The sequence below is a fragment of the Pseudomonas sp. UBA5568 genome (genome assembly GCF_002425525.1).
Taxonomy (GTDB): domain Bacteria; phylum Pseudomonadota; class Gammaproteobacteria; order Pseudomonadales; family Pseudomonadaceae; genus Aquipseudomonas; species Aquipseudomonas fulva.
The window spans coordinates 1-19,004 of the sequence record NZ_DIMK01000024.1; the positions used below are offsets into that span (position 1 = coordinate 1).

Annotated in this window: 17 protein-coding genes; 6 read left to right on the forward strand and 11 right to left on the reverse strand. The window is 63.9% G+C overall.

Features of this window, described 5'->3' with window-relative positions; all coding sequences use genetic code 11:
• A partial coding sequence (locus B2S33_RS07630) for an NAD(P)H-hydrate dehydratase (RefSeq protein WP_288650120.1) occupies positions 1-292 on the reverse strand: 292 nt, incomplete at its 3' end.
• Positions 293-356: 64 nt separating this feature from the next.
• Between B2S33_RS07630 and queG the strand changes: the two genes are divergently transcribed.
• Positions 357-1,421, forward strand: a complete 1,065-nt coding sequence (queG, locus tag B2S33_RS07635; RefSeq protein ID WP_028687879.1) for a tRNA epoxyqueuosine(34) reductase QueG — start codon at positions 357-359, stop codon at positions 1,419-1,421.
• Between the two features lie 84 nt (positions 1,422-1,505).
• Here the strand turns inward: queG and B2S33_RS07640 are convergent, their stop codons facing one another.
• Both B2S33_RS07640 and orn read right to left on the reverse strand, forming a co-directional pair.
• Positions 1,506-2,117, reverse strand: coding sequence for a trimeric intracellular cation channel family protein (locus B2S33_RS07640; RefSeq protein WP_027913959.1), 612 nt, complete (start codon positions 2,115-2,117; stop codon positions 1,506-1,508).
• Between the two features lie 110 nt (positions 2,118-2,227).
• A complete protein-coding gene (gene orn, locus B2S33_RS07645) occupies positions 2,228-2,770 on the reverse strand; it encodes an oligoribonuclease (protein ID WP_027913960.1) in 543 nt (180 codons plus the stop codon).
• Positions 2,771-2,909: 139 nt separating this feature from the next.
• Between orn and rsgA the strand changes: the two genes are divergently transcribed.
• The gene (gene rsgA, locus B2S33_RS07650; RefSeq protein ID WP_023532943.1) at positions 2,910-3,941 is read left to right on the forward strand and encodes a small ribosomal subunit biogenesis GTPase RsgA; all 1,032 of its coding nucleotides are present in this window, start codon (positions 2,910-2,912) and stop codon (positions 3,939-3,941) included.
• 81 nt (positions 3,942-4,022) lie between these two features.
• Here the strand turns inward: rsgA and motB are convergent, their stop codons facing one another.
• Positions 4,023-5,045, reverse strand: coding sequence for a flagellar motor protein MotB (gene motB / locus B2S33_RS07655; protein WP_110607544.1), 1,023 nt, complete (start codon positions 5,043-5,045; stop codon positions 4,023-4,025).
• 3 nt (positions 5,046-5,048) lie between these two features.
• Entirely contained in the window at positions 5,049-5,900 is an 852-nt protein-coding gene (gene motA / locus B2S33_RS07660; RefSeq protein ID WP_023532967.1) for a flagellar motor stator protein MotA, read from the reverse strand.
• A gap of 130 nt (positions 5,901-6,030) precedes the next feature.
• Here motA and B2S33_RS07665 point away from each other — a divergent pair, with 130 nt between their 5' ends.
• The 3 genes from B2S33_RS07665 to asd are packed head-to-tail and all read left to right on the forward strand — an operon-like array spanning position 6,031 to position 9,291.
• Complete coding sequence (locus tag B2S33_RS07665; protein WP_280077523.1) at positions 6,031-7,566, forward strand: HDOD domain-containing protein; 1,536 nt, start codon at positions 6,031-6,033, stop codon at positions 7,564-7,566.
• 42 nt (positions 7,567-7,608) lie between these two features.
• A complete protein-coding gene (locus B2S33_RS07670) occupies positions 7,609-8,418 on the forward strand; it encodes a rhodanese-like domain-containing protein (protein WP_027913963.1) in 810 nt (269 codons plus the stop codon).
• 9 nt (positions 8,419-8,427) lie between these two features.
• The gene (gene asd / locus B2S33_RS07675) at positions 8,428-9,291 is read left to right on the forward strand and encodes an archaetidylserine decarboxylase (protein WP_027913964.1); all 864 of its coding nucleotides are present in this window, start codon (positions 8,428-8,430) and stop codon (positions 9,289-9,291) included.
• 76 nt (positions 9,292-9,367) lie between these two features.
• Here asd and serB read toward each other — a convergent pair whose 3' ends face one another.
• Complete coding sequence (serB, locus tag B2S33_RS07680) at positions 9,368-10,582, reverse strand: phosphoserine phosphatase SerB (protein ID WP_058604066.1); 1,215 nt, start codon at positions 10,580-10,582, stop codon at positions 9,368-9,370.
• Positions 10,583-10,716: 134 nt separating this feature from the next.
• Between serB and B2S33_RS07685 the strand changes: the two genes are divergently transcribed.
• Positions 10,717-12,162, forward strand: coding sequence for a histidine kinase (locus tag B2S33_RS07685; RefSeq protein ID WP_027913966.1), 1,446 nt, complete (start codon positions 10,717-10,719; stop codon positions 12,160-12,162).
• Positions 12,163-12,424: 262 nt separating this feature from the next.
• On the opposite strand, the gene B2S33_RS07690 is transcribed toward B2S33_RS07685, so the two are convergent.
• The 5 genes from B2S33_RS07690 to parE all read right to left on the reverse strand — a co-directional run bounded on the left by B2S33_RS07690 (position 12,425) and on the right by parE (position 18,976).
• Positions 12,425-13,135 carry a PqiC family protein gene (locus B2S33_RS07690; RefSeq protein ID WP_023532908.1) on the reverse strand — a complete coding sequence of 237 codons (711 nt, stop codon included), beginning with the start codon at positions 13,133-13,135 and terminating at the stop codon, positions 12,425-12,427.
• A 172-nt stretch (positions 13,136-13,307) separates the two neighbouring features.
• Positions 13,308-15,563 (reverse strand): DNA topoisomerase IV subunit A, encoded by a 2,256-nt coding sequence (gene parC, locus B2S33_RS07695; RefSeq protein ID WP_027913967.1) that lies wholly within the window; start codon positions 15,561-15,563, stop codon positions 13,308-13,310.
• A gap of 10 nt (positions 15,564-15,573) precedes the next feature.
• Positions 15,574-16,092 carry a retropepsin-like aspartic protease family protein gene (locus B2S33_RS07700; RefSeq protein ID WP_111475559.1) on the reverse strand — a complete coding sequence of 173 codons (519 nt, stop codon included), beginning with the start codon at positions 16,090-16,092 and terminating at the stop codon, positions 15,574-15,576.
• Positions 16,089-17,075, reverse strand: coding sequence for an esterase-like activity of phytase family protein (locus B2S33_RS07705; RefSeq protein WP_196132468.1), 987 nt, complete (start codon positions 17,073-17,075; stop codon positions 16,089-16,091). The genes B2S33_RS07700 and B2S33_RS07705 overlap by 4 nt, the downstream gene beginning before the upstream one ends.
• Positions 17,072-18,976, reverse strand: a complete 1,905-nt coding sequence (parE, locus tag B2S33_RS07710) for a DNA topoisomerase IV subunit B (RefSeq protein WP_027913970.1) — start codon at positions 18,974-18,976, stop codon at positions 17,072-17,074. The genes B2S33_RS07705 and parE overlap by 4 nt, the downstream gene beginning before the upstream one ends.
• Positions 18,977-19,004 lie beyond the last annotated feature (28 nt).

Here is a 19,004-nt window from a genome sequence, read left to right on the forward strand (position 1 = left end):
CGGTCATCAACTGGTTGGCCGACTGCACGCCCAGGCACATGGTTTCGGGCATGCGGGTCAGCCCGGCGCCCACGTGCTCCGGCCGCGTGGCCACGCTCACCAGCCCAGCGCCGCAGCGCAAGGCGGCCTCGGCACTGAGCAGGACGGAGCCGCCGGTGCCAAGGTCGCCGCCGACCACCAGCACATGGCCGAAGTCACCTTTATGGGCCTGAGCAGGCCGTGGCGGCAGGTGGGCAACGGTCAGGCTGCTCAGCACTGTGGGGGTGTGTAGGGGGTTACTGGTCTGTTGCATGGGGTCAAAAGCTCCAATGTCTGGCAGAATTATACGCACCTCTGCCCGTATTGCTTGCCCATCCATGTCCGCCTCCACACCTGACCTCGACGCATTGGCCCACAACATCAAGCTGTGGGGCCAGGAACTGGGCTTTGCCCACGTCGGCATCGCCGGTATCGACCTGGGCGAACACGAGCACCACCTGCAGCGCTGGCTGGACGCCGGTTATCAGGGGGAGATGGAATACCTGGGGGCGCACGGCAGCAAGCGCGCCCACCCCGAGCAACTGATCCCAGGCACCGTGCGCGTCGTCTCGCTGCGCATGGACTATCTGCCCGGCGACACGCAGATGGCGCAGCGCCTGGCCCAGCCGGAGAAGGCCTACGTGTCCCGCTATGCCTTGGGCAGGGACTACCACAAGCTGGTGCGCAAGCGTGTGCAGTCGCTGGCCGACCGCATCCAGCAGGCCATTGGCCCCTTTGGCTACCGAGCCTTCGTCGACAGCGCGCCAGTTCTGGAAAAGGCCCTGGCCGAACAAGCCGGGCTTGGCTGGATCGGCAAGAACACCCTGTTGCTCAACCGCAAGGCCGGCAGCTATTTCTTTCTGGCCGAACTGTTCGTCGACCTGCCTCTGCCAGTGGACCAGGCCACCACCAGCGAACACTGCGGCCGCTGCACGGCTTGCCTGGACATCTGCCCCACCCAGGCCTTCGTCGGCCCGTACGTGCTGGATGCCCGCCGCTGCATCTCCTACCTGACCATCGAACTCAAAGGGCCGATTCCCGTGGAGTTGCGCTCGATGATGGGCAACCGGGTATTCGGCTGCGACGACTGTCAGATCGTCTGCCCCTGGAACCGCTTCGCCAAGCCCAGCCGCGAGCAGGACTTCCAGCCCCGCCACGGCCTGGAGAACGCGGAGCTGGCGCAGATGTTTCTGTGGGATGAGCCTACTTTCCTGCGCAAGACCGAAGGCGGGCCTCTGCGACGTGCCGGTTACGAGCGCTGGCTGCGCAACCTGGCCGTCGGCCTGGGCAACGCCCCTTCCACGATCCCGGTCATCGAAGCCCTCAAGGCGAGGCGCGACGATGCCTCGCCGCTGGTGAGGGAGCACGTGGAGTGGGCGCTTGCCCGGCACGGGGTGGCATGAACCTGCTGGGAGGCTACGCCGCCTCTGCAGCCTTGCGGTGAAGCACAAAGCCTGAGCCTGCTAGCCGGGTGCGGGCGCCCACCTTCACTGTTGGTCATTGTAATGAAACTTGGGCATCTCCCAGTGAAAGCGAATAGCCAGCAACCGCACCAGAAACCCACCGAACAACGTCAGCAGCATGGCTTGCTCCGCGGGCACCTTGAAGTAGTCGCAGCCCAGGTAGAACCAGGCCGCGGCGAACGACACGCTTGCGTATAACTCCCGGCGGAACACAAGCGGAATGTCATTGCAGAAGATATCCCGCAGAATTCCGCCGAAGACCCCCGTGATCACACCGCTGATGGACGCCACCAGCATCCCCTGCCCCATCTCCAGCGCGGTCATGCAACCAATGAGGGTAAAGGCCACCAGCCCCAAGGCGTCGAGCACCAGAAACAGGGAGCGCAGGCGGCGCATCATCGGCGCGATGAAAATGGTCAACAGCGCCGCGCAGCTGGTCAGCACCAAGTATTCCGGGTGCTTGACCCACGTCAGCGGGTAGTGCCCCAACAGCATGTCACGCACCGAACCACCGCCCAATGCGGTCACGCACGCGATCAGCACCACGCCGAACCAGTCCATGCCGCGACGGCCGGCAGACAGCGCACCGGTCATCGCTTCGGCAGTGATGGCGATCAGATAAAGCATCAGCAACATGAGCAAGACCCACGCCGATCACACACGCGAGCGGCCGTCAGCGCATGGAACCGGGCATCAGTGCCCGGCCCGTCATTGGCTGGCCGCATGCAGCGTGTGAGCTACGTTTTTTAGAATTTGATGAAGTGTTCGCGGTAGTGGCGCAGCTCGGCGATGGATTCGCGGATGTCGTCCAGCGCCAGGTGCGTGTTGCCCTTGCTGAAGCTGTCTCGCACCTCGGGGGCCCAGCGCGCTGCCAGCTCCTTGAGGGTGGAGACGTCGAGGTTGCGGTAATGGAAGTAATTTTCCAGCTGACGCATGTGCCGGTACAGGAACCGACGGTCCTGGCAGATGCTGTTCCCGCAGATAGGCGACTTGCCCTTGGGTACCCACTGCTCGAGGAAGGCGATGGTCTGGGCCTCGGCCTGGGCCATGCTCACCTGGCTCTCACGCACCCGCTGGGTCAGGCCGGAGGCGCCGTGGGTGCGGGTGTTCCAGTCGTCCATGCGCGCCAGCACTTCATCACTGTGGTGGATGGCGATGACCGGTCCCTCGGCCAGCGTATTGAGGTCGCTGTCGGTGACGATGGTGGCCATCTCGATGATGACATCGCTGTCCGGATCCAGCCCGGTCATCTCCAGGTCGATCCAGATCAGGTTCTGTGGGTTTTGCATGCAGGCACTCCTCCGATGGAGGCTTATATTAGCGCAGTGCACCCTCATGAACCAAAGTGAAGCGGACAGCGTTCAGGCCCGGCATGCTAGACTGCCAGTCGTTTTCTACGCCCCGCTCGGGGCCTTCTACGGAGCGTTCATGGCCAAACGCCAGCTCAACCGTCGCCAGAACTGGCGTATCGAAAAAATCCAGAACGAGCGCGCTGCACGTGCAGCAAAGCGCGAGCAGCATGCCTTGCAGGAACTGGAAGGCGGCGACCTTGGGCCCGAACAGCTGGGGCTGGTGATCGCACACTTCGGCGTGCAAGTCGAAGTCGAAGCCCAAGATGGCGACACCGCAGGCCAGGTATTTCGCTGCCACCTGCGCGCCAACCTCCCGGCATTGGTCACCGGCGACCGCGTGGTCTGGCGTGCCGGCAACCAGGGGATCGGCGTCATCGTTGCGCAGATGCCCCGTGCAACCGAACTGTGCCGCCCCAACAACCATGGCCAGCTCAAGCCAGTGGCCGCCAACGTCGACCTCATCGTCATCGTTTTCGCACCGGCGCCGGAACCGCACCCCAACCTCATCGACCGCTACCTGGTGGCCGCCGAACATGCCGGCCTGCGGCCCCTGTTGCTGCTGAACAAGGCCGACCTGGTCAATGACGAAAACGGGCCAGGCCTGCAGGCGCTCCTGGACGTCTACCGTGAACTGGGCTACCCGCTGCTGGAAGTGTCGGCGCACCAAGGGGATGGCATGCAGCGCCTGCAGCAGGCGCTGGATGGACACATCAGCGTCTTCGTCGGTCAGTCGGGGGTGGGCAAGTCGTCACTGGTCAACAGCCTGCTGCCACAGGCCGGCACCCGGGTCGGTGACCTGTCGGAATGGTCGGGCCAGGGCACCCATACCACCACCACCGCCCGCCTCTATCACTTCCCCAACGGGGGCGACCTGATCGACTCGCCGGGCATCCGTGAGTTCGGCCTGGGGCACGTCAGCCGCACCGATGTAGAAGAAGGCTTCATCGAGTTCCGCGACCTGTTCGGCACCTGTCGTTTCCGCGACTGCAAGCATGATCGCGAGCCCGGGTGCGCTCTGCTCAAGGCCCTGGAAGACGGGCGAATCAAGCCTCAGCGAATGAACAGCTACCGCTCGATCATCGCCAGCCTGCCGGAAGAAACCTACTGATCAACCCCTGCGAGCACGATGCAGGCATGGCGCCTCGTCCGATCCGGCAGTGACCGGCAGCCCCGCGGGGCTGCCAAGCCCTCACTGCTCCTTGGTCTCATCCATCTTCAACGTGCCGTTCTCGAAGATGTTGAGCTTCTGGCGCAACTCACGTGGCTGCATGGGCGTCTGGCCATCGACCGCCGAAGGTGCCGGTGCGGATGGTGACGGTGCCTGCGCCCCGGCAGGCGCTTCAGCCGGCGGGGGCGCGGCGCCCTGCTCGCCTTCGATATCACGCTGGGCCTTCTTGGTCAGCACGATGATGTCGATCCGGCGGTTTACCGGGTTGAGCGGGTTCTTGCGATCGAACAGCGACGAAGACGCATACCCCACCACCCGTGCCACCTGACCCTCTGGATAGCCCCCTGCTACCAGTGCCCGCCGTGCAGCATTGGCGCGGTTGGCCGACAGTTCCCAGTTGCCGAACTCGCCAGCACCTGCGTACGGCTTGGCATCGGTATGGCCACTGACGCTGATCTTGTTGGGCACGGTCTTGATGGTATCGGCCATGGCCAGCAGGATGTCCTCGAAATACGGCTGCAAGCGTGCGCTGCCGATGTCGAACATGGGCCGGTTCTCGGCGTCCATGATCTGGATGCGCAGGCCGTCCTGAGTGATCTCGAACAGGATCTGGTCCTTGAACTTCTGCAGCTGCGGGTTCTCTTCCACCTTGTTCTGCAACTCCTGCAGCAGCAGCTCGAGGCGCTCGCGCTCGACCTGCTCGGCCATGGTTTCCACCTGGTCCTTGTTCAGTTCGATGCTGGTGTCGGGGGTCGGCTCCGATTTCACCTCGGGGTTGATGGTCTTTTCCGGCGCCAGCTCGGGCGAGCCGCCCAGGTCGATGACGTAAGGTGTACCGCTTTCGGAGAAGCCGATCGGGTCCTTGAAGTACCCGGCGATGGCGATCTTCTGCTCAGGTGTTGCCGTCGACAGCAACCACAGCACCAGAAAGAACGCCATCATGGCCGTGGCGAAGTCGGCAAAGGCGATCTTCCAGGCGCCACCGTGGTGGCCGCCGCCAAAGCGCTTTACGCGCTTGACGATGATGGGCTGATTGTTCTCCATGACTCAGCGACCGCGTACCGCTTGCTCGAGCTCGGAGAAGCTGGGGCGATGCTTGGGGTACAGCACCTTGCGCCCGAACTCCACGGCCAGCGACGGCGGCATGCCCGAGGCCGAAGCGACCAGCGAGGCCTTGATCGACTCGTACAGGTTGAGTTCTTCCTTGGCATCGTGCTCAAGGCACTTGGCCAGCGGGCCGAAGAAGCCATAGGCGGCGAGAATACCGAAGAAGGTACCCACCAGGGCGGCGCCCACGTGCATACCGATGGCTGCCTGGTCACCATCGCCCAGCGACGCCATGGTGACGACGATGCCCAATACGGCTGCAACGATACCAAAGCCTGGCATGCCATCTGCGACCCCAGTGACCGCGTGGGATGGATGCTCCAGCTCCTCCTTCATGCTCAGCAGCTCCATGTCGAACAGGCCTTCGAGTTCGTGGGGGGCCATGTTGCCGGTGGACATGATGCGCAGGTAGTCGCAGACGAACGCAGTCATGCGCTCATCGGCCAGTACGGTCGGGTACTTGGCAAAGATCGGGCTGGCCGAGGCGTCTTCGATGTCGGCCTCGATGGCCATCATGCCTTCGCGGCGGCTCTTGTTGAGAATCTCATAGACCAGCCCCAGCACTTCCAGGTAATAGCCATGGGTGAAGCGCGAGCCGAACATCTTCATCGACTTCTTCAGAACGTGCATCGTCATGTAGCCAGGGTTGGCTTGCAGGAACGCACCAAAGGCCGCGCCGCCGATGATCAGCACTTCGAACGGCTGGATCAGCGCCGCAATCTTGCCGTGGGAGAGGACGTAGCCGCCGAGCACGCTCGCGAATACGACGATGATGCCGATAATTTTAGCCATAGATTCAAAGCACTTGCTGTCGTGGTCAGGGAAAGAGGCGGGAGCGTCAAAACTCTTCTTCTCCTTATCGGCAGAACTGCGCCAGACTATAGCCACTAAAAGCGAAAAGCCAGTTTGGACTGATGTCAAAATGCCAATCGAAACCGAGGTATCCGGCCAGGCCCCGCGTACGCTAGAGGCTTGGGTGAAGTTGCTGGAGAGTGTGCGCATTCCTGTGCCCAAGCACAGCTACGACCGGGTCATGGCGGCCATCAACGATAACCGGCGTTCATTGCGCGACATCGCCGAGCTGATGCAGGACAGCCCGGCCCTGGTGCTTTCGGTGATGCGCGAAGCCAACCACCCGACCAACGCCAGCCAGGCCGAGCCGGCCGAAAGCCTGGAGATCGCCCTCAATCGCCTGGGGCTTGAGCGTAGCGCTCTCCTGCTCAGGCGCCTGCCAGCCCTGCCGATCGAAGACATCCCGCCGGTGCTGCGCCAGTTCCAGTTGATCAGCCAGCATGCCTCGCAGCAGGCCAGCGGCCTGTTCGCCAGCCGTCTGGCGCGGCTGTGGCAGGAAATTCACTGGGGTAGCCTGCTGTTCCTGTCCCCGTTATGGCCGCTGGCATTGGCCCACCCGAAGCTGCTCGACACCTGGGAGCTGCGGGTCATCCATAAAGGTGAAGACGCCGCCATTGTCGAGCAGGAGCTGTTCGGTGTTCGCATCATGGCGCTGTGCCAGGCCGTGGCCCAGCAGTGGCGCCTGCCGCAATGGGTGACCCAGGGCTATCGCCTGCTGCTCGAGGAGCGCGACCAGCTTGCCCAGGTGTTGAACATCGCTCGGGACGAAGACCTGCTCAATCAACAACACCGGCTCGATGCCGAGCCCGGCCTGCGGCGCTGGTTCAACCAACCGGCCAACACCGTGCTGCTGGCCAACAACCTGGCACTGGCAGCGCAGGTGGGCTGGGACAATCCCCACCTGCTGCGCTGGCAACTGCTGACCGCACTCTACCTGCAGACCTCGCTCGAAGATGTTCAACAGCAGGTTCACCAACAAGCTGCGGCCAGTGCCAGGCGTCATGCGCGCCTAGCACTGTTCCACCCTGCCGAGGCCTTGATCTGGCCCTGGCATCAACGCCGCCCCCACCCGGACATGCTGGCGCCCCCGCCCCCCACCGCCGAAGAACTGGCGCGCTGGCGGTCGCTCTGCCAGGACTTGCTGGCCCAGCCCAGTCCTTTCGCCAATACCGTGCACCTGGCGGCCCAGGCCCGCGAAGCGGTACTGGCGTGCGGCATGCAACGCCTGCTGCTGCTGGGCCTGGACCGTGCCAATGACTGCCTGCGCGTGCAGCAGGCAGCCGGGCTAGCGAAAGAGGCGAGCAGCCTGATATTGCCGGTGGCGGCGAATAAGCTGCTGCAAAAGCTGATGTCCAAGGCCGGGCAACTGCGCATTACACCCGAAAACCACACCCAGTTCGCCTCGTTGTTGCCGCCGCCCTTGCGTGCCCTGTTCCGAGGCGAGCATGTGCTGCTGCGCTCGCTGGCGGTCAATGACCAGGTGCTGATGCTCTTGGTGGCCGACCAAGGGTGCCGGCCCCTGGCCGACATCAGCGTGCAGGCTTTTGGCAAAACCTCGCAATGCATCGAACGGGCGCTATCGGTGTTTGCCAACCGCAAGGGCTGAGCCTTGCGCTACAATCGCCTCTTTGCACACTGGAGACCGTGGATGACCGACTTTTCCGGCCTGCCGCTGGTGATCGAAGCCGCCGACCTGTTGCCACGCCTGGGCTCGCCCGACTTGATCCTGGTCGACCTCAGCAGCGCCAATCGTTACGTCAGCGGGCATATCCCGGGCGCGCATTTCGTCGAGGGCAAGCGGACTCAGCTCGGTCAGCCGCCTGCACCGGGGCTGCTACCGCCGTTGAGCGACCTGGAAAAGCTGTTCGGCGAACTGGGCCACCGCAGCGATGCCGTCTATGTGGTGTATGACGATGATGGCGGTGGCTGGGCTGGCCGCTTCATCTGGCTGCTCGATGTGATCGGTCACACCCGGTACCACTACCTCAACGGTGGCATCCAGACCTGGCCTGCCGACCGGCTCAGTACCGATGTGCCTGCCAAGGGTACCCAGCCGGTGAGTTTGCACCTGCATCCGGAACCCACCGCCACCCGCGAATACCTGCAAAGCCGCCTGGGCGCCGATGACCTGGCAATCTGGGATGCTCGCGCCCCACAGGAATTCACCGGCGAAAAAATGCTCGCGGCCAAAGGCGGGCACATACCCGGTGCGGTCAATTTCGAATGGACCGCCGGCATGGACCTCAATGACCATCTGCGCATCCGCCCGGACATCGCCGAAGTGCTGCAGTCCCTTGGTATCACGCCTGACAAGGAAGTGATCACCCACTGCCAGACGCATCGCCGCTCCGGCTTCACTTATCTGGTGGCAAAGGCCCTCGGCTACCCGCGAGTCAAAGCGTACGCTGGCTCCTGGAGCGAATGGGGCAACCACCCGGACACGCCTGTAGAAGTTTAAGGAACCTGAATGAAATCCCGTCTGTTCATCATCAGCCAGTACCTGCTGCCGCATCACCTGCTGTCGCGCCTGGCCGGCTGCGTTGCCGAGTGCCGCGCCCGCTGGTTCAAGAACGCCTTCACCGCCTGGTTTGCCAAGCGCTACCAGGTCGACATGCGTGAGGCGCTGGTCGAAGACTTGACCGCCTACGAGCACTTCAACGCGTTCTTCACCCGTGCCCTGAAACCCGGCGCACGCCCCCTGGACCAGACCCCCGGCGCCATCCTGTGCCCGGCCGACGGTGCAGTGAGCCAGGTGGGACCGATCGAGCACGGCCGCATCTTCCAGGCCAAGGGCCACAGCTACAGCGCACAGGAACTGCTGGGCGGCGACCCGGCCATGGCGGCCCCCTTCATGGGCGGCGAGTTTGCCACTGTCTACCTGTCACCCAAGGACTACCACCGCGTGCACATGCCGCTGGCAGGCACGTTGCGCGAGATGGTCTACGTGCCGGGGCGGCTGTTCTCGGTCAACCAGACCACCGCAGAAAACGTGCCCGAACTGTTCGCTCGCAATGAGCGGGTGGTCTGCCTGTTCGACACCGAGCGCGGCCCGATGGCGGTCGTGTTGGTCGGTGCCATGATCGTGGCTTCCATCGAGACCGTCTGGGCAGGGCTGATCACGCCGCCCAAGCGCGAGCTCAAGACCTTCCGCTACGACGACGCCAGCCGTGCGCCGATTCACCTGGAAAAAGGCGCCGAGCTGGGTCGGTTCAAGTTGGGCTCGACGGCGATCGTGCTGTTCGGCCCCGACCAGGTCAAATGGGCCGAACACGTGGGCGCCGCCTCGGCCGTGCGCATGGGCCAGCTGTTGGCCACGCCGTTGCAGGCGTAATGGCCTGAGACGTGGCCCCAGGGTTCGGGCGCTAGCGCCAGAGCCCTGGGGCCGCTTTGCGCAAGCGCAGGCTGTATCAGCCGCGTGTGTCGCGATCGCGCAGGCCCAGCAGGTACAGCACGCCATCAAGGCCCAGCGTGGAAATTGCCTGCTTGGCCGACTGCCGCACCAGCGGCTTGGCGCGGAAGGCTACGCCCAGCCCCGCCAGCGCCAGCATCGGCAAGTCGTTCGCGCCATCGCCCACGGCGATGGTCTGTTCCAGTTGCAGGCCTTCTTCGCTGGCCAATTGCTGAAGCAGCTCGGCCTTGCGCTGGGCATCGACGATAGGCTCCACCGCCACGCCAGTCACCTTGCCATCGACCACTTCCAGCTCATTGGCAAAGACGTAGTCGATGCCCAGGCGCGCCTGTACCTGGCGGGCGAAGTAGGTGAAGCCACCCGACAGAATGGCGGTCTTGTAACCCAGGCGCTTGAGCTCGGCAAAGAGGTTTTCCGCACCTTCGGTCAAACGCAGCGATGCGCCGATTTCATCCAGCACGCTGACATCCAGGCCCTTGAGCAGCGCCATGCGCTCCTTGAAGCTGGCCCGGAAGTCCAACTCGCCACGCATGGCCCGCTCGGTGATCGCCGCGACCTGCTCGCCCACGCCAGCGGCCTTGGCCAGCTCGTCGATCACTTCAGCCTCGATCAGGGTCGAATCCATGTCGAACACGGCCAGGCGGCGGTTGCGGCGGAACAGGTCGTCCCGCTGGAAGGCGATGTCGATGCTCAGAGCCTCGGACAAGGCAAAGAACTCGGCGCGCAACGCCTGGCCATCGTCAGGCTCGCCGCGAACCGAAATCTCCACCGCAGCCTTGCCCTTGCTGGTGTCCGCGTCCAGGGCCACCCGGGCCGACAGGCGCTCGATGCGCTCGATGGTCAGCCCGTGCTGGCTGATGATGGCGCTGACACGCTGCAACTGGTCTGGCGAGATCTTGCGGCTGAGCAGGGTGACCACGTGCCGTGCTTCACCATGGCCATCGGCCCAGTGCTGGTAGTCCGCTTCGGAAATCGGTGTGTAGCGCGCCTGCAGGTTCAGCTCGTGCGCCTTGGCCTGGACGCTCTGCAGCAGCTTGGTCGCCACTTCGTTATCCGGAATATCCACCAGGATGCCGAACGACAATGTGCCGTGCATCACCGCCAGGCCGATATCGAGAATGCTCACACCGCCCTGCAGCAGGACGCCAGTGATGGCAGCAGTAAGACCGGGGCGGTCCTCACCGGTGATGTTGATCAGGACGATTTCGCGCACAACCAGGCTCCGACTTCGATGAAAAATGCGCATTCTACCGATTTTCCGTGACCATCGGGCGCTAACGCTACTTTGCCGACAAAACCCGGGTCGCTATACTCCCCCCCACTTCATGCCATTAAGAGCCGAGCTCAGTGAACCGGCCCACCTCAGTCAAAACAGACAATTTCTTCCTGATGATCTATCGCGCCCTGAGTCAACGTCGCGTGCCATTGGCATTGCGCATCGCCTGCACCAACATCTTCCTGGTGGCCCTGGCGCTGGTGATCTATGCCTGCGTCATGGGGTTGCAGTTCAAGCAGGCCATGCACGATCAGGCCGATGCCGTGGGCCAGAGCCTGACGACCCAGACGGCGACGTCGGCGACCGAGTTGCTGGTGGCCAACGATATCCTCAGCCTCAACGTGCTGCTGGGCAACCTGGTGAAGAACCCGCTGGTGGCACACGCCGCCATCTACAGCGTCGACAACCGCATCCTCGCCGAGGCAGGCCAGCGGCCGCGCAACAGCCTGCTGGGTGAGGCCGAGGGCGTCTATCAGACCAAAATCACCTTCCAGGACGTGGCTGCCGGGCAACTGCGCATGAGCCTGGACATGAGCCAGTTCCAGCAGCCCATGTTGATCAGCATGCAGAGCATGGCCATCCTGGCGGCCATTCTGCTGGTGCTTGCCCTGACCCTGAGCCTGCGCCAAGGCCGATTCATCACCTTGCCGCTGCTGCAACTGCGGGTCTGGTTGCGCGATCCGCAGTATTACACGCCCGCCACCGACCGCCAGGACGAGATCGGCGACATCGCCCGGCAACTGCATGCCCGCTTGGCCCCACCGCCTCCGCCAGAGCCGGAACCGGAGCCTGAGGACGACGAGCATTTCGATGACGCGCCCGCCCCCGTTTCCAAGCCTGCTCAGCGCACTACCGTCACGAGCGCGGACGATGACGACGAGGCGTTCGCCGGCCTGCTGGACGACGACGCACCGGCACACGCGGTCGAAGTGGAGTCCGATGAGCCTCAGTTCAGCGCGGTGCTTGCCGTGCAACTGGGTTCCCAGGAGCAGCTGCGGCGCTTGCCGCGCACCCGCCTGACCGAGCTGACCGAGCGCTATCAGGAGTGCCTGGAGCATGCGGCCTCGCTGTACGAGGGCGAAACCCACACCCTCAACGACGGCAGTACATTGGTCCTGTTCCACAGCCGCCAGTGCGGCGAGGACTACCTCACTAATGCCATCTGTTGCGGCGAGTTGCTACGCGCCTTGGGCCATGCCTTGCAGATCGACGTCGCTGACAGCGGCATCACCTTGCAACTGCAACTGGGCCTTGCCATGAGCAATGACCTCGATGGCCTGGAACTGGTCGACCTGCTGATGGCTGAAAAGGTGCAGGACGCGCTGGCACTGTCTCAACACAGCCGCAACCTGCTGCTGGTCGAGCGTAAGGTCAACGACGACGGTTTGATCCGCCAGCGAGCTCGCATTCGCCCAATCGCAAGCCCGGAAGGGGCATGCTGCGTGGAGCGCTTGATGGAGCCGTACCCCTCGATGCTGGAACGCCAACTGGCCCGCATGCACGAACGCCGCGCCTGAGCCATTACAGGGTCGCTGCGCGGCCCTGTACAGCGCCCACGAAAAAGCCCGCCTTGATGCTAATGCTGTTCACTTAAGCGTGTTGGGGCCGTTTCACGGCCCATCGCGGCACAAAGGCCGCTCCCACGATGCCCAGTGAGCCCGCTAACTCAAGCGTCACGCAGTCACTGTGCGAGCGGCCTTGTGCCGCGATGGGTCGCGGAGCGGCCCTAAATGAACAGCATTACGCCTTGAGGCGGGCTTCTTCATGCCTGGCCTTCGGTTAGAACCGATACACTTCCATGTCGGTACGAATCGGCGAGGCCATCGGGATTTTGGATTTCTCGGGCTGCTTCTTGACCTGCACAGGCGCTGCAGGCTTCTTGGGTGCGGCTTCGGCAATGGCCGGCTGGTTTGCCAACGGCTTCACCGCAGTGCTCAGTTGCTCGGCCAGCTTCTGCAGCAATTGACCTTGCGCCTGTACCTGCGAGGCCTCGCTACCTTCATGCTTCTGCTCCAAATGCACGATGCGGTTGTCACGGACCTGGCCACGGCGGTCGAGCACACGCCATTGTGCATCCAGAACCGCGGGTTGGTTCTTGCCAGAGTCCAGCCGCGTGATCGACAGCAGCACTTGCACGTCCGGGCTGAAACCTGCCGTCGCCGGCGCCAGCACCACGCGCTGGCTATCCAGACGCCAGGCCAGCTGCCGCACCAGCAATTGATCGATGTCCGAGGACAGGCTGCCCGCCCAGCGCCCGTCGGTGGCGGCGCTGAGGCTGCCGTCGGCCTGGCGTTGCAGGAACGTCTCACGTTGCAGGTAGTCGGCCACCGAAACCGGGCCGAGCACGACGGCCATGCCCGCGTGTTGCGACGGCTGGCCAGGATCACCGCTGTCGAGCTGGTACAAGGCAACCGGCTGGTGCATGGTGCACCCGCCAAGGCCCAATAGACCCGTCATCAACAGCGCAAAGGGAAGGCGCAGAAATTTCATCATCCCATCCAGGCGGCTGCCTTCAGGCATGCCGCAGTGATACGTATGGATTCAAACGGGCACACGGCTACGCCGGCACCGCAGGGGGCATATCATCCGCGAAATGAGTGCTCGACTCCAGCATTTCTGCCCGCAACGGCGGTGAAATCGCCATTGCGGGCCTGTCTGACGGTCAGGCGGGCAATTCGACCTGCAGCCCATCGACCCGCTGGAAGCCACGTGGCAGCTTGCTGCCGCGCCTGCCGCGTTCGCCCTTGTAGTGCTCCAGGTCATCGCCCTTGAGTGACAGGGTCCGCTTGCCGGCTTGCAGCACCAGCGTAGCCCCTTCGGCTACCACGGCCAGGTCGGTGACATACTCTTCCCGGCTGGCGACCCGGTCACCGGGCACGCCGATGATCTTGTTGCCCTTGCCCTTGCCCAACTGCGGCAAATCACTGACCTTGAACACCAACAGACGGCCTTCGGTGGTCACGGCTGCCAGCCAGTCCTGCTCCCGGTTGAGCACCGGTCGCGGCGTCATCACCTTGGCGCCGTTGGGCAAGCTGAGCAGCCCTTTGCCAGCCTTGTTCTTGGCCTGCAGGTCTTCACCTTTGACCACGAACCCGTAGCCGGCATCGGAGGCCACCACGTACAGCGCATCGTCTTCGGGCAGCAGCACGCACTCGAAGGTGGCGCCCGGTGGTGGCGTCAGGCGCCCGGTCAGGGGCTCGCCCTGGCCACGGGCTGACGGCAGGCTGTGGGCAGCCACCGAGTAGCTTCGGCCGGTGGAATCGATGAGCACGGCAAATTGGTTCGAGCGCCCCGCGGCTGCGGCCTTGAACCCATCCCCGGCCTTGTACGACAGGCCCGTGGCATCGATGTCATGGCCCTTGGCACACCGCACCCAGCCTTTTTCCGACAGCACCACCGTGACGGGCTCGGTCGGCATCAGCTCGTTTTCGGAGAGCGCCTTGGCTTCTGCCCGCGCGACGATCGGCGAGCGTCGGTCGTCGCCATAGGTTTGAGCATCCTTGAGCAATTCGCTGCGCACCAACTTGCGCAGCTTCGCCTCGCTGCCCAGCAGCGCCTGCAGCTTGGCCTGCTCTTTGAGCAGCTCGTCCTGCTCGCCACGGATCTTCATTTCTTCCAGCCGGGCGAGCTGGCGCAGGCGGGTTTCCAGGATGTAATCGGCCTGGATCTCGGTGAGGTCGAAGCGGGCGATCAGCGCCTGCTTAGGGTGTTCCTCGGTGCGGATGATATGAATCACTTCGTCCAGATTGAGGAAGGCAGTGAGCAAACCATCCAGCAAGTGCAGGCGTTTTTCCACCTTGTCCAGACGATGCTGCAAGCGGCGCCGGACGGTGCCGGTACGGAACTCCAGCCATTCCAGCAGCAGCGCCCGCAGGTTCTTCAGCTGCGGACGACCGTCCAGGCCGATGATGTTGACGTTGACCCGGTAGCTGCTTTCAAGGTCGGTGGTGGCGAACAGGTGCTGCATCAGCTCGTCGGCATCCACGCGATTGGAGCGCGGGATGATGACGATACGGCACGGGTTTTCGTGATCGGACTCATCGCGCAGGTCAGCGACCATCGGCAGCTTCTTGGCCTGCATCTGTGCGGCAATCTGCTCCAGTACCTTGGCGCCGGACACCTGGTGCGGCAACGCCGTGACGACGATATCGCCATCCTCGACCCGGTACACTGCACGCATGCGAATCGAACCGCGCCCGCTTTCATACATCTTGAGGATGTCGGCCCGAGGCGTGACGATCTCTGCCTCGGTCGGGTAATCGGGCCCTTGAATGTGCTCGCACAACTGCTCGATGGTGGCCTTTGGCTCGTCGAGCAAACGCACGCAGGCACTGGCCACCTCACGCAGGTTGTGCGGTGGCACATCGGTGGCCATGCCCACGGCGATACCGGTGGTGCCGTTGAGCAGAATGTTGGGCAGGCGCGCAGGCAACACCGCCGGTTCCTGCAAGGTGCCGTCGAAGTTGGGCACCCAATCCACGGTACCTTGGCCGACTTCGTCAAGCAGCACCTCGGCATAACGCGACAGCCGTGCTTCGGTATAGCGCATGGCGGCAAACGACTTGGGATCGTCCGGCGCGCCCCAGTTGCCCTGGCCGTCCACCAATGTGTAGCGGTAGCTGAAGGGCTGCGCCATCAGCACCATGGCTTCGTAGCAGGCCGAGTCCCCGTGAGGGTGGAACTTGCCGAGTACATCGCCCACGGTACGCGCCGACTTCTTGTGCTTGGCATCGGCGTCCAGGCCCAACTCGCTCATGGCGTAGACAATGCGCCGCTGCACTGGCTTGAGGCCATCGCCGATATGCGGCAGGGCCCGGTCCATGATCACGTACATGGAGTAGTTGAGGTAGGCGTGTTCGGTGAAGTCAGCCAACGAGCGGCGTTCGACGCCGTCCAGACTGTCTTGTAGTTCGCTCATGCGAGCCTCGTCATTTCAGGTTCTGGCGCAGCAGCATGGTGCCGCCGCGCTGGGTAAATTCAAGTTGTTTCAAGGCGCTCATGCCCAACAGCACGGTGGTGCCATCCAGGCCCGGCACCACGATCGCGCGGATGTCGCGCAGGTGGATATCGCCCAATTGCAGGCTGTCCAGCCGGGTGCGATAGCCTTGCGTGCGACCGTTGGCCGTGCTGACGGTTACCGGGCTGCCACGTCTGAGTGCAAGGCCGTCGGCCAGGGATTCGGGTATGGCGACATCGGTGGCACCGGTGTCGAGCATGAAATGCACCACCTGGCCATTGATGGCGCCATCGGCCACGAAGTGGCCCTGGCCATTGCCTAGCAGGCGCACCTCGACGAACCCTTGCCCGTGGGAGGATTGGACCTGCGCATTGGGATTGCGCTGGCGGTCTTCCCACTGCCCGAAGAAGCGCGTAGCCAGAAACAGCGCCGCCGTCCAGGCCAGGATCATCAGCACCCTGCCCGCCCGTCTGCCCGGTGCCTGACTCACGGCTTGGCGCTCCAGCCGCCGGCAGGGGCCGCAAAGCGCCAGACGATCGGTCGGCGCTCGCCATCGGCACGCGCGCCTTCATTGTTGTCCAGGCCGATCCACGCCCCCTCGGCGTCGACCACCAGCGCCTCGGCCACACCGAACAGCTGGTCATAGCGGCGCGGCTCGGTCAACGCGTCGGCCGCAAATGACCAGCAGCGCTCGACCTGGCCGCTGTCGGCATCGCGGCGACAGATGCGATAGGCATTGCGCTCGAGCGTGAACAGTTTGCCGTCGAACCAGGCCAGGTCGGCGAAGTCCCGTGAAACCGGCCGCGCATCGGGTATCTGCGGCGGTTGCATCTCTACACCGGCTTCGCTGAACAGGACGCAGCGGGGCCCGCAGGCCCACACCGACTGTTGGCGCTCGATGGCCACCAGCCCGCGGCGCTCACGCTCGCCGGCCAGCCACAGGCGATCGCCAGCAGGGTTGACGGCCACACCCTCGAACAGCGCATTGAAGTTCAGCAGCATGCCGCTGGCGCGCGCCTGGCGCACCATGGCCGAATCGATCTTCAGCCAGTCTGGCGTGCCCGAAACAGGCAGTTGCAGCACGGCGGCATGCGCCTCGCTGACCAGGTACAGGTTGCCGGCTTGGTCACAGGTGATGCCCTCGAAGTCAAGGTCGCCACCGCGCAGCCACGACGCCAGCCAGGTCCGCATCTTCAGCCCCCATGGTAAGCCGCTTTCCGGCACCGGTGGGGGGTCGAAGGCCACTGCCTGCGCCTGCCATGCACCGTCCTTGAGCTCGAAACGGTAAATACGGTCGTCGTCGCGGTCCGAGACACCCCACAAGCTGCCGCGGCATTGCGCAAGGCCCGACAGGTTACCGGCACGCATGCCATCGACGGGGTGCTCGCCGATCAGTTCGAGTTCAGGCCAGGTGTCTGCCAAGGTCGGCAAGGCCACCAGCGGCAGGCAAGCCGCCAGGAGCCAACGAATCAAACCATGACCTCGGCCAGGTTGCCCTTGGTTTCCAGCCAGGCCTTGCGATCACCTGCACGCTTCTTGGCCAGCAGCTTGTCCATCAGCTCGCACGTGGTCTGCACGTCGTCCAGGGTGAGCTGGACCAGGCGCCGGGTGTTGGGGTCCATGGTGGTTTCGCGCAACTGGGGCGGGTTCATCTCGCCCAGGCCCTTGAAGCGGGTGACCTGCGGCTTGCCGCGTTTTTTCTCTGCCACCAGGCGGTCGAGAATGCCGTCTCGTTCGGCTTCATCCAGGGCATAGTAGATTTCCTTGCCCAGGTCGATGCGGTACAGCGGTGGCATGGCCACATACACGTGACCGGCTTCGACCAGTGCCCGGAAATGCTGCACGAACAGCGCGCACAGCAAGGTGGCGATGTGCAGGCCGTCGGAGTCGGCGTCGGCCAGGATGCACACCTTGCCGTAGCGAAGCTGGGCCAGGTCGGTGGCACCTGGGTCTACGCCGATGGCGACGGCGATGTTGTGCACTTCCTGGCTGGCGAGTACTTCACCGCCGTCCACTTCCCAGGTGTTGAGGATCTTGCCGCGCAGCGGCAGGATCGCCTGGAACTCCTTGTCACGCGCCTGCTTGGCCGAACCGCCGGCCGAGTCGCCCTCGACCAGGAACAGCTCGGCGCGCATTGGGTCCTGGCCTGCGCAGTCGGCCAGCTTGCCCGGCAGTGCCGGGCCCTGGGTGATGCGCTTGCGCTCGACCTTCTTGCTGGCTTTCAGGCGGCGCCCGGCGTTACTGATGGCCAACTCGGCCAACTGCATGCCCAGCTCCGGGTGGGCGTTGAGCCACAGGCTAAAGGCATCCTTGACCACGCCTGAAACGAAGGCGGCGGCTTCACGCGAGGAAAGGCGCTCCTTGGTCTGCCCGGAAAACTGTGGGTCCTGCATCTTCATCGACAGCACGAAGGTGATGCGCTCCCAGACGTCTTCGGGGGCCAGCTTCACACCACGCGGCAGCAGGTTGCGGAATTCGCAGAACTCACGCATCGCATCCAGCAGGCCCTGGCGAAGGCCGTTGACATGGGTGCCGCCCTGGGCCGTGGGGATCAGGTTGACGTAGCTTTCCTGGATGCTGTCGCCCCCTTCAGGCAGCCACAGCAGGGCCCAATCGACCGCTTCCTTGTTGCCGGCCAGGTTGCCGCAGAACGGCTCGTCGGGCAGGCGCTGGAAGTCACTGACCGAATCCACGAGGTAGGAGCGCAGGCCGTCTTCGTAATGCCACTCCACCTTCTCGCCGCTGGCCTTGTCCTCGAAACTGACGAGCAGGCCTGGGCAGAGCACGGCCTTGGCCTTGAGCACGTGCTTGAGCCGGCTGATGGAAAACCGCGGGGAGTCGAAGTACTTGGGGTCGGGGCTGAAATAGACGCTGGTGCCGGTGTTGCGCTTACCGACCGTGCCGACCACTTCCAGCTCGCTTGCCTTGAAGCCATCGGCAAAGGTCATCTGGTACTCGTTGCCATCACGCTTTACGCGCACGCGCACCTGCGTGGACAAGGCGTTGACCACCGAAATGCCGACGCCGTGAAGGCCGCCGGAGAACTGGTAGTTCTTGTTGGAGAACTTGCCGCCGGCATGCAGCTTGGTGAGGATCAGTTCGACGCCCGACACGCCCTCTTCTGGGTGGATGTCCACCGGCATGCCGCGTCCGTCGTCGCTGACTTCCAGCGAATGGTCGGCGTGCAGGATGACCTGCACCGAACGGGCGTGGCCGGCGAGGGCTTCGTCGACGCTGTTGTCGATGACTTCCTGGGCCAGGTGGTTGGGGCGGCTGGTGTCGGTGTACATGCCCGGCCGCTTGCGAACCGGGTCAAGGCCCGAGAGGACTTCGATGGCGTCTGCGTTATAGGCGCTAGCGCTGGGATTGGCCATGGGGTCTCGTCGTCAGTCTGGTGAATGC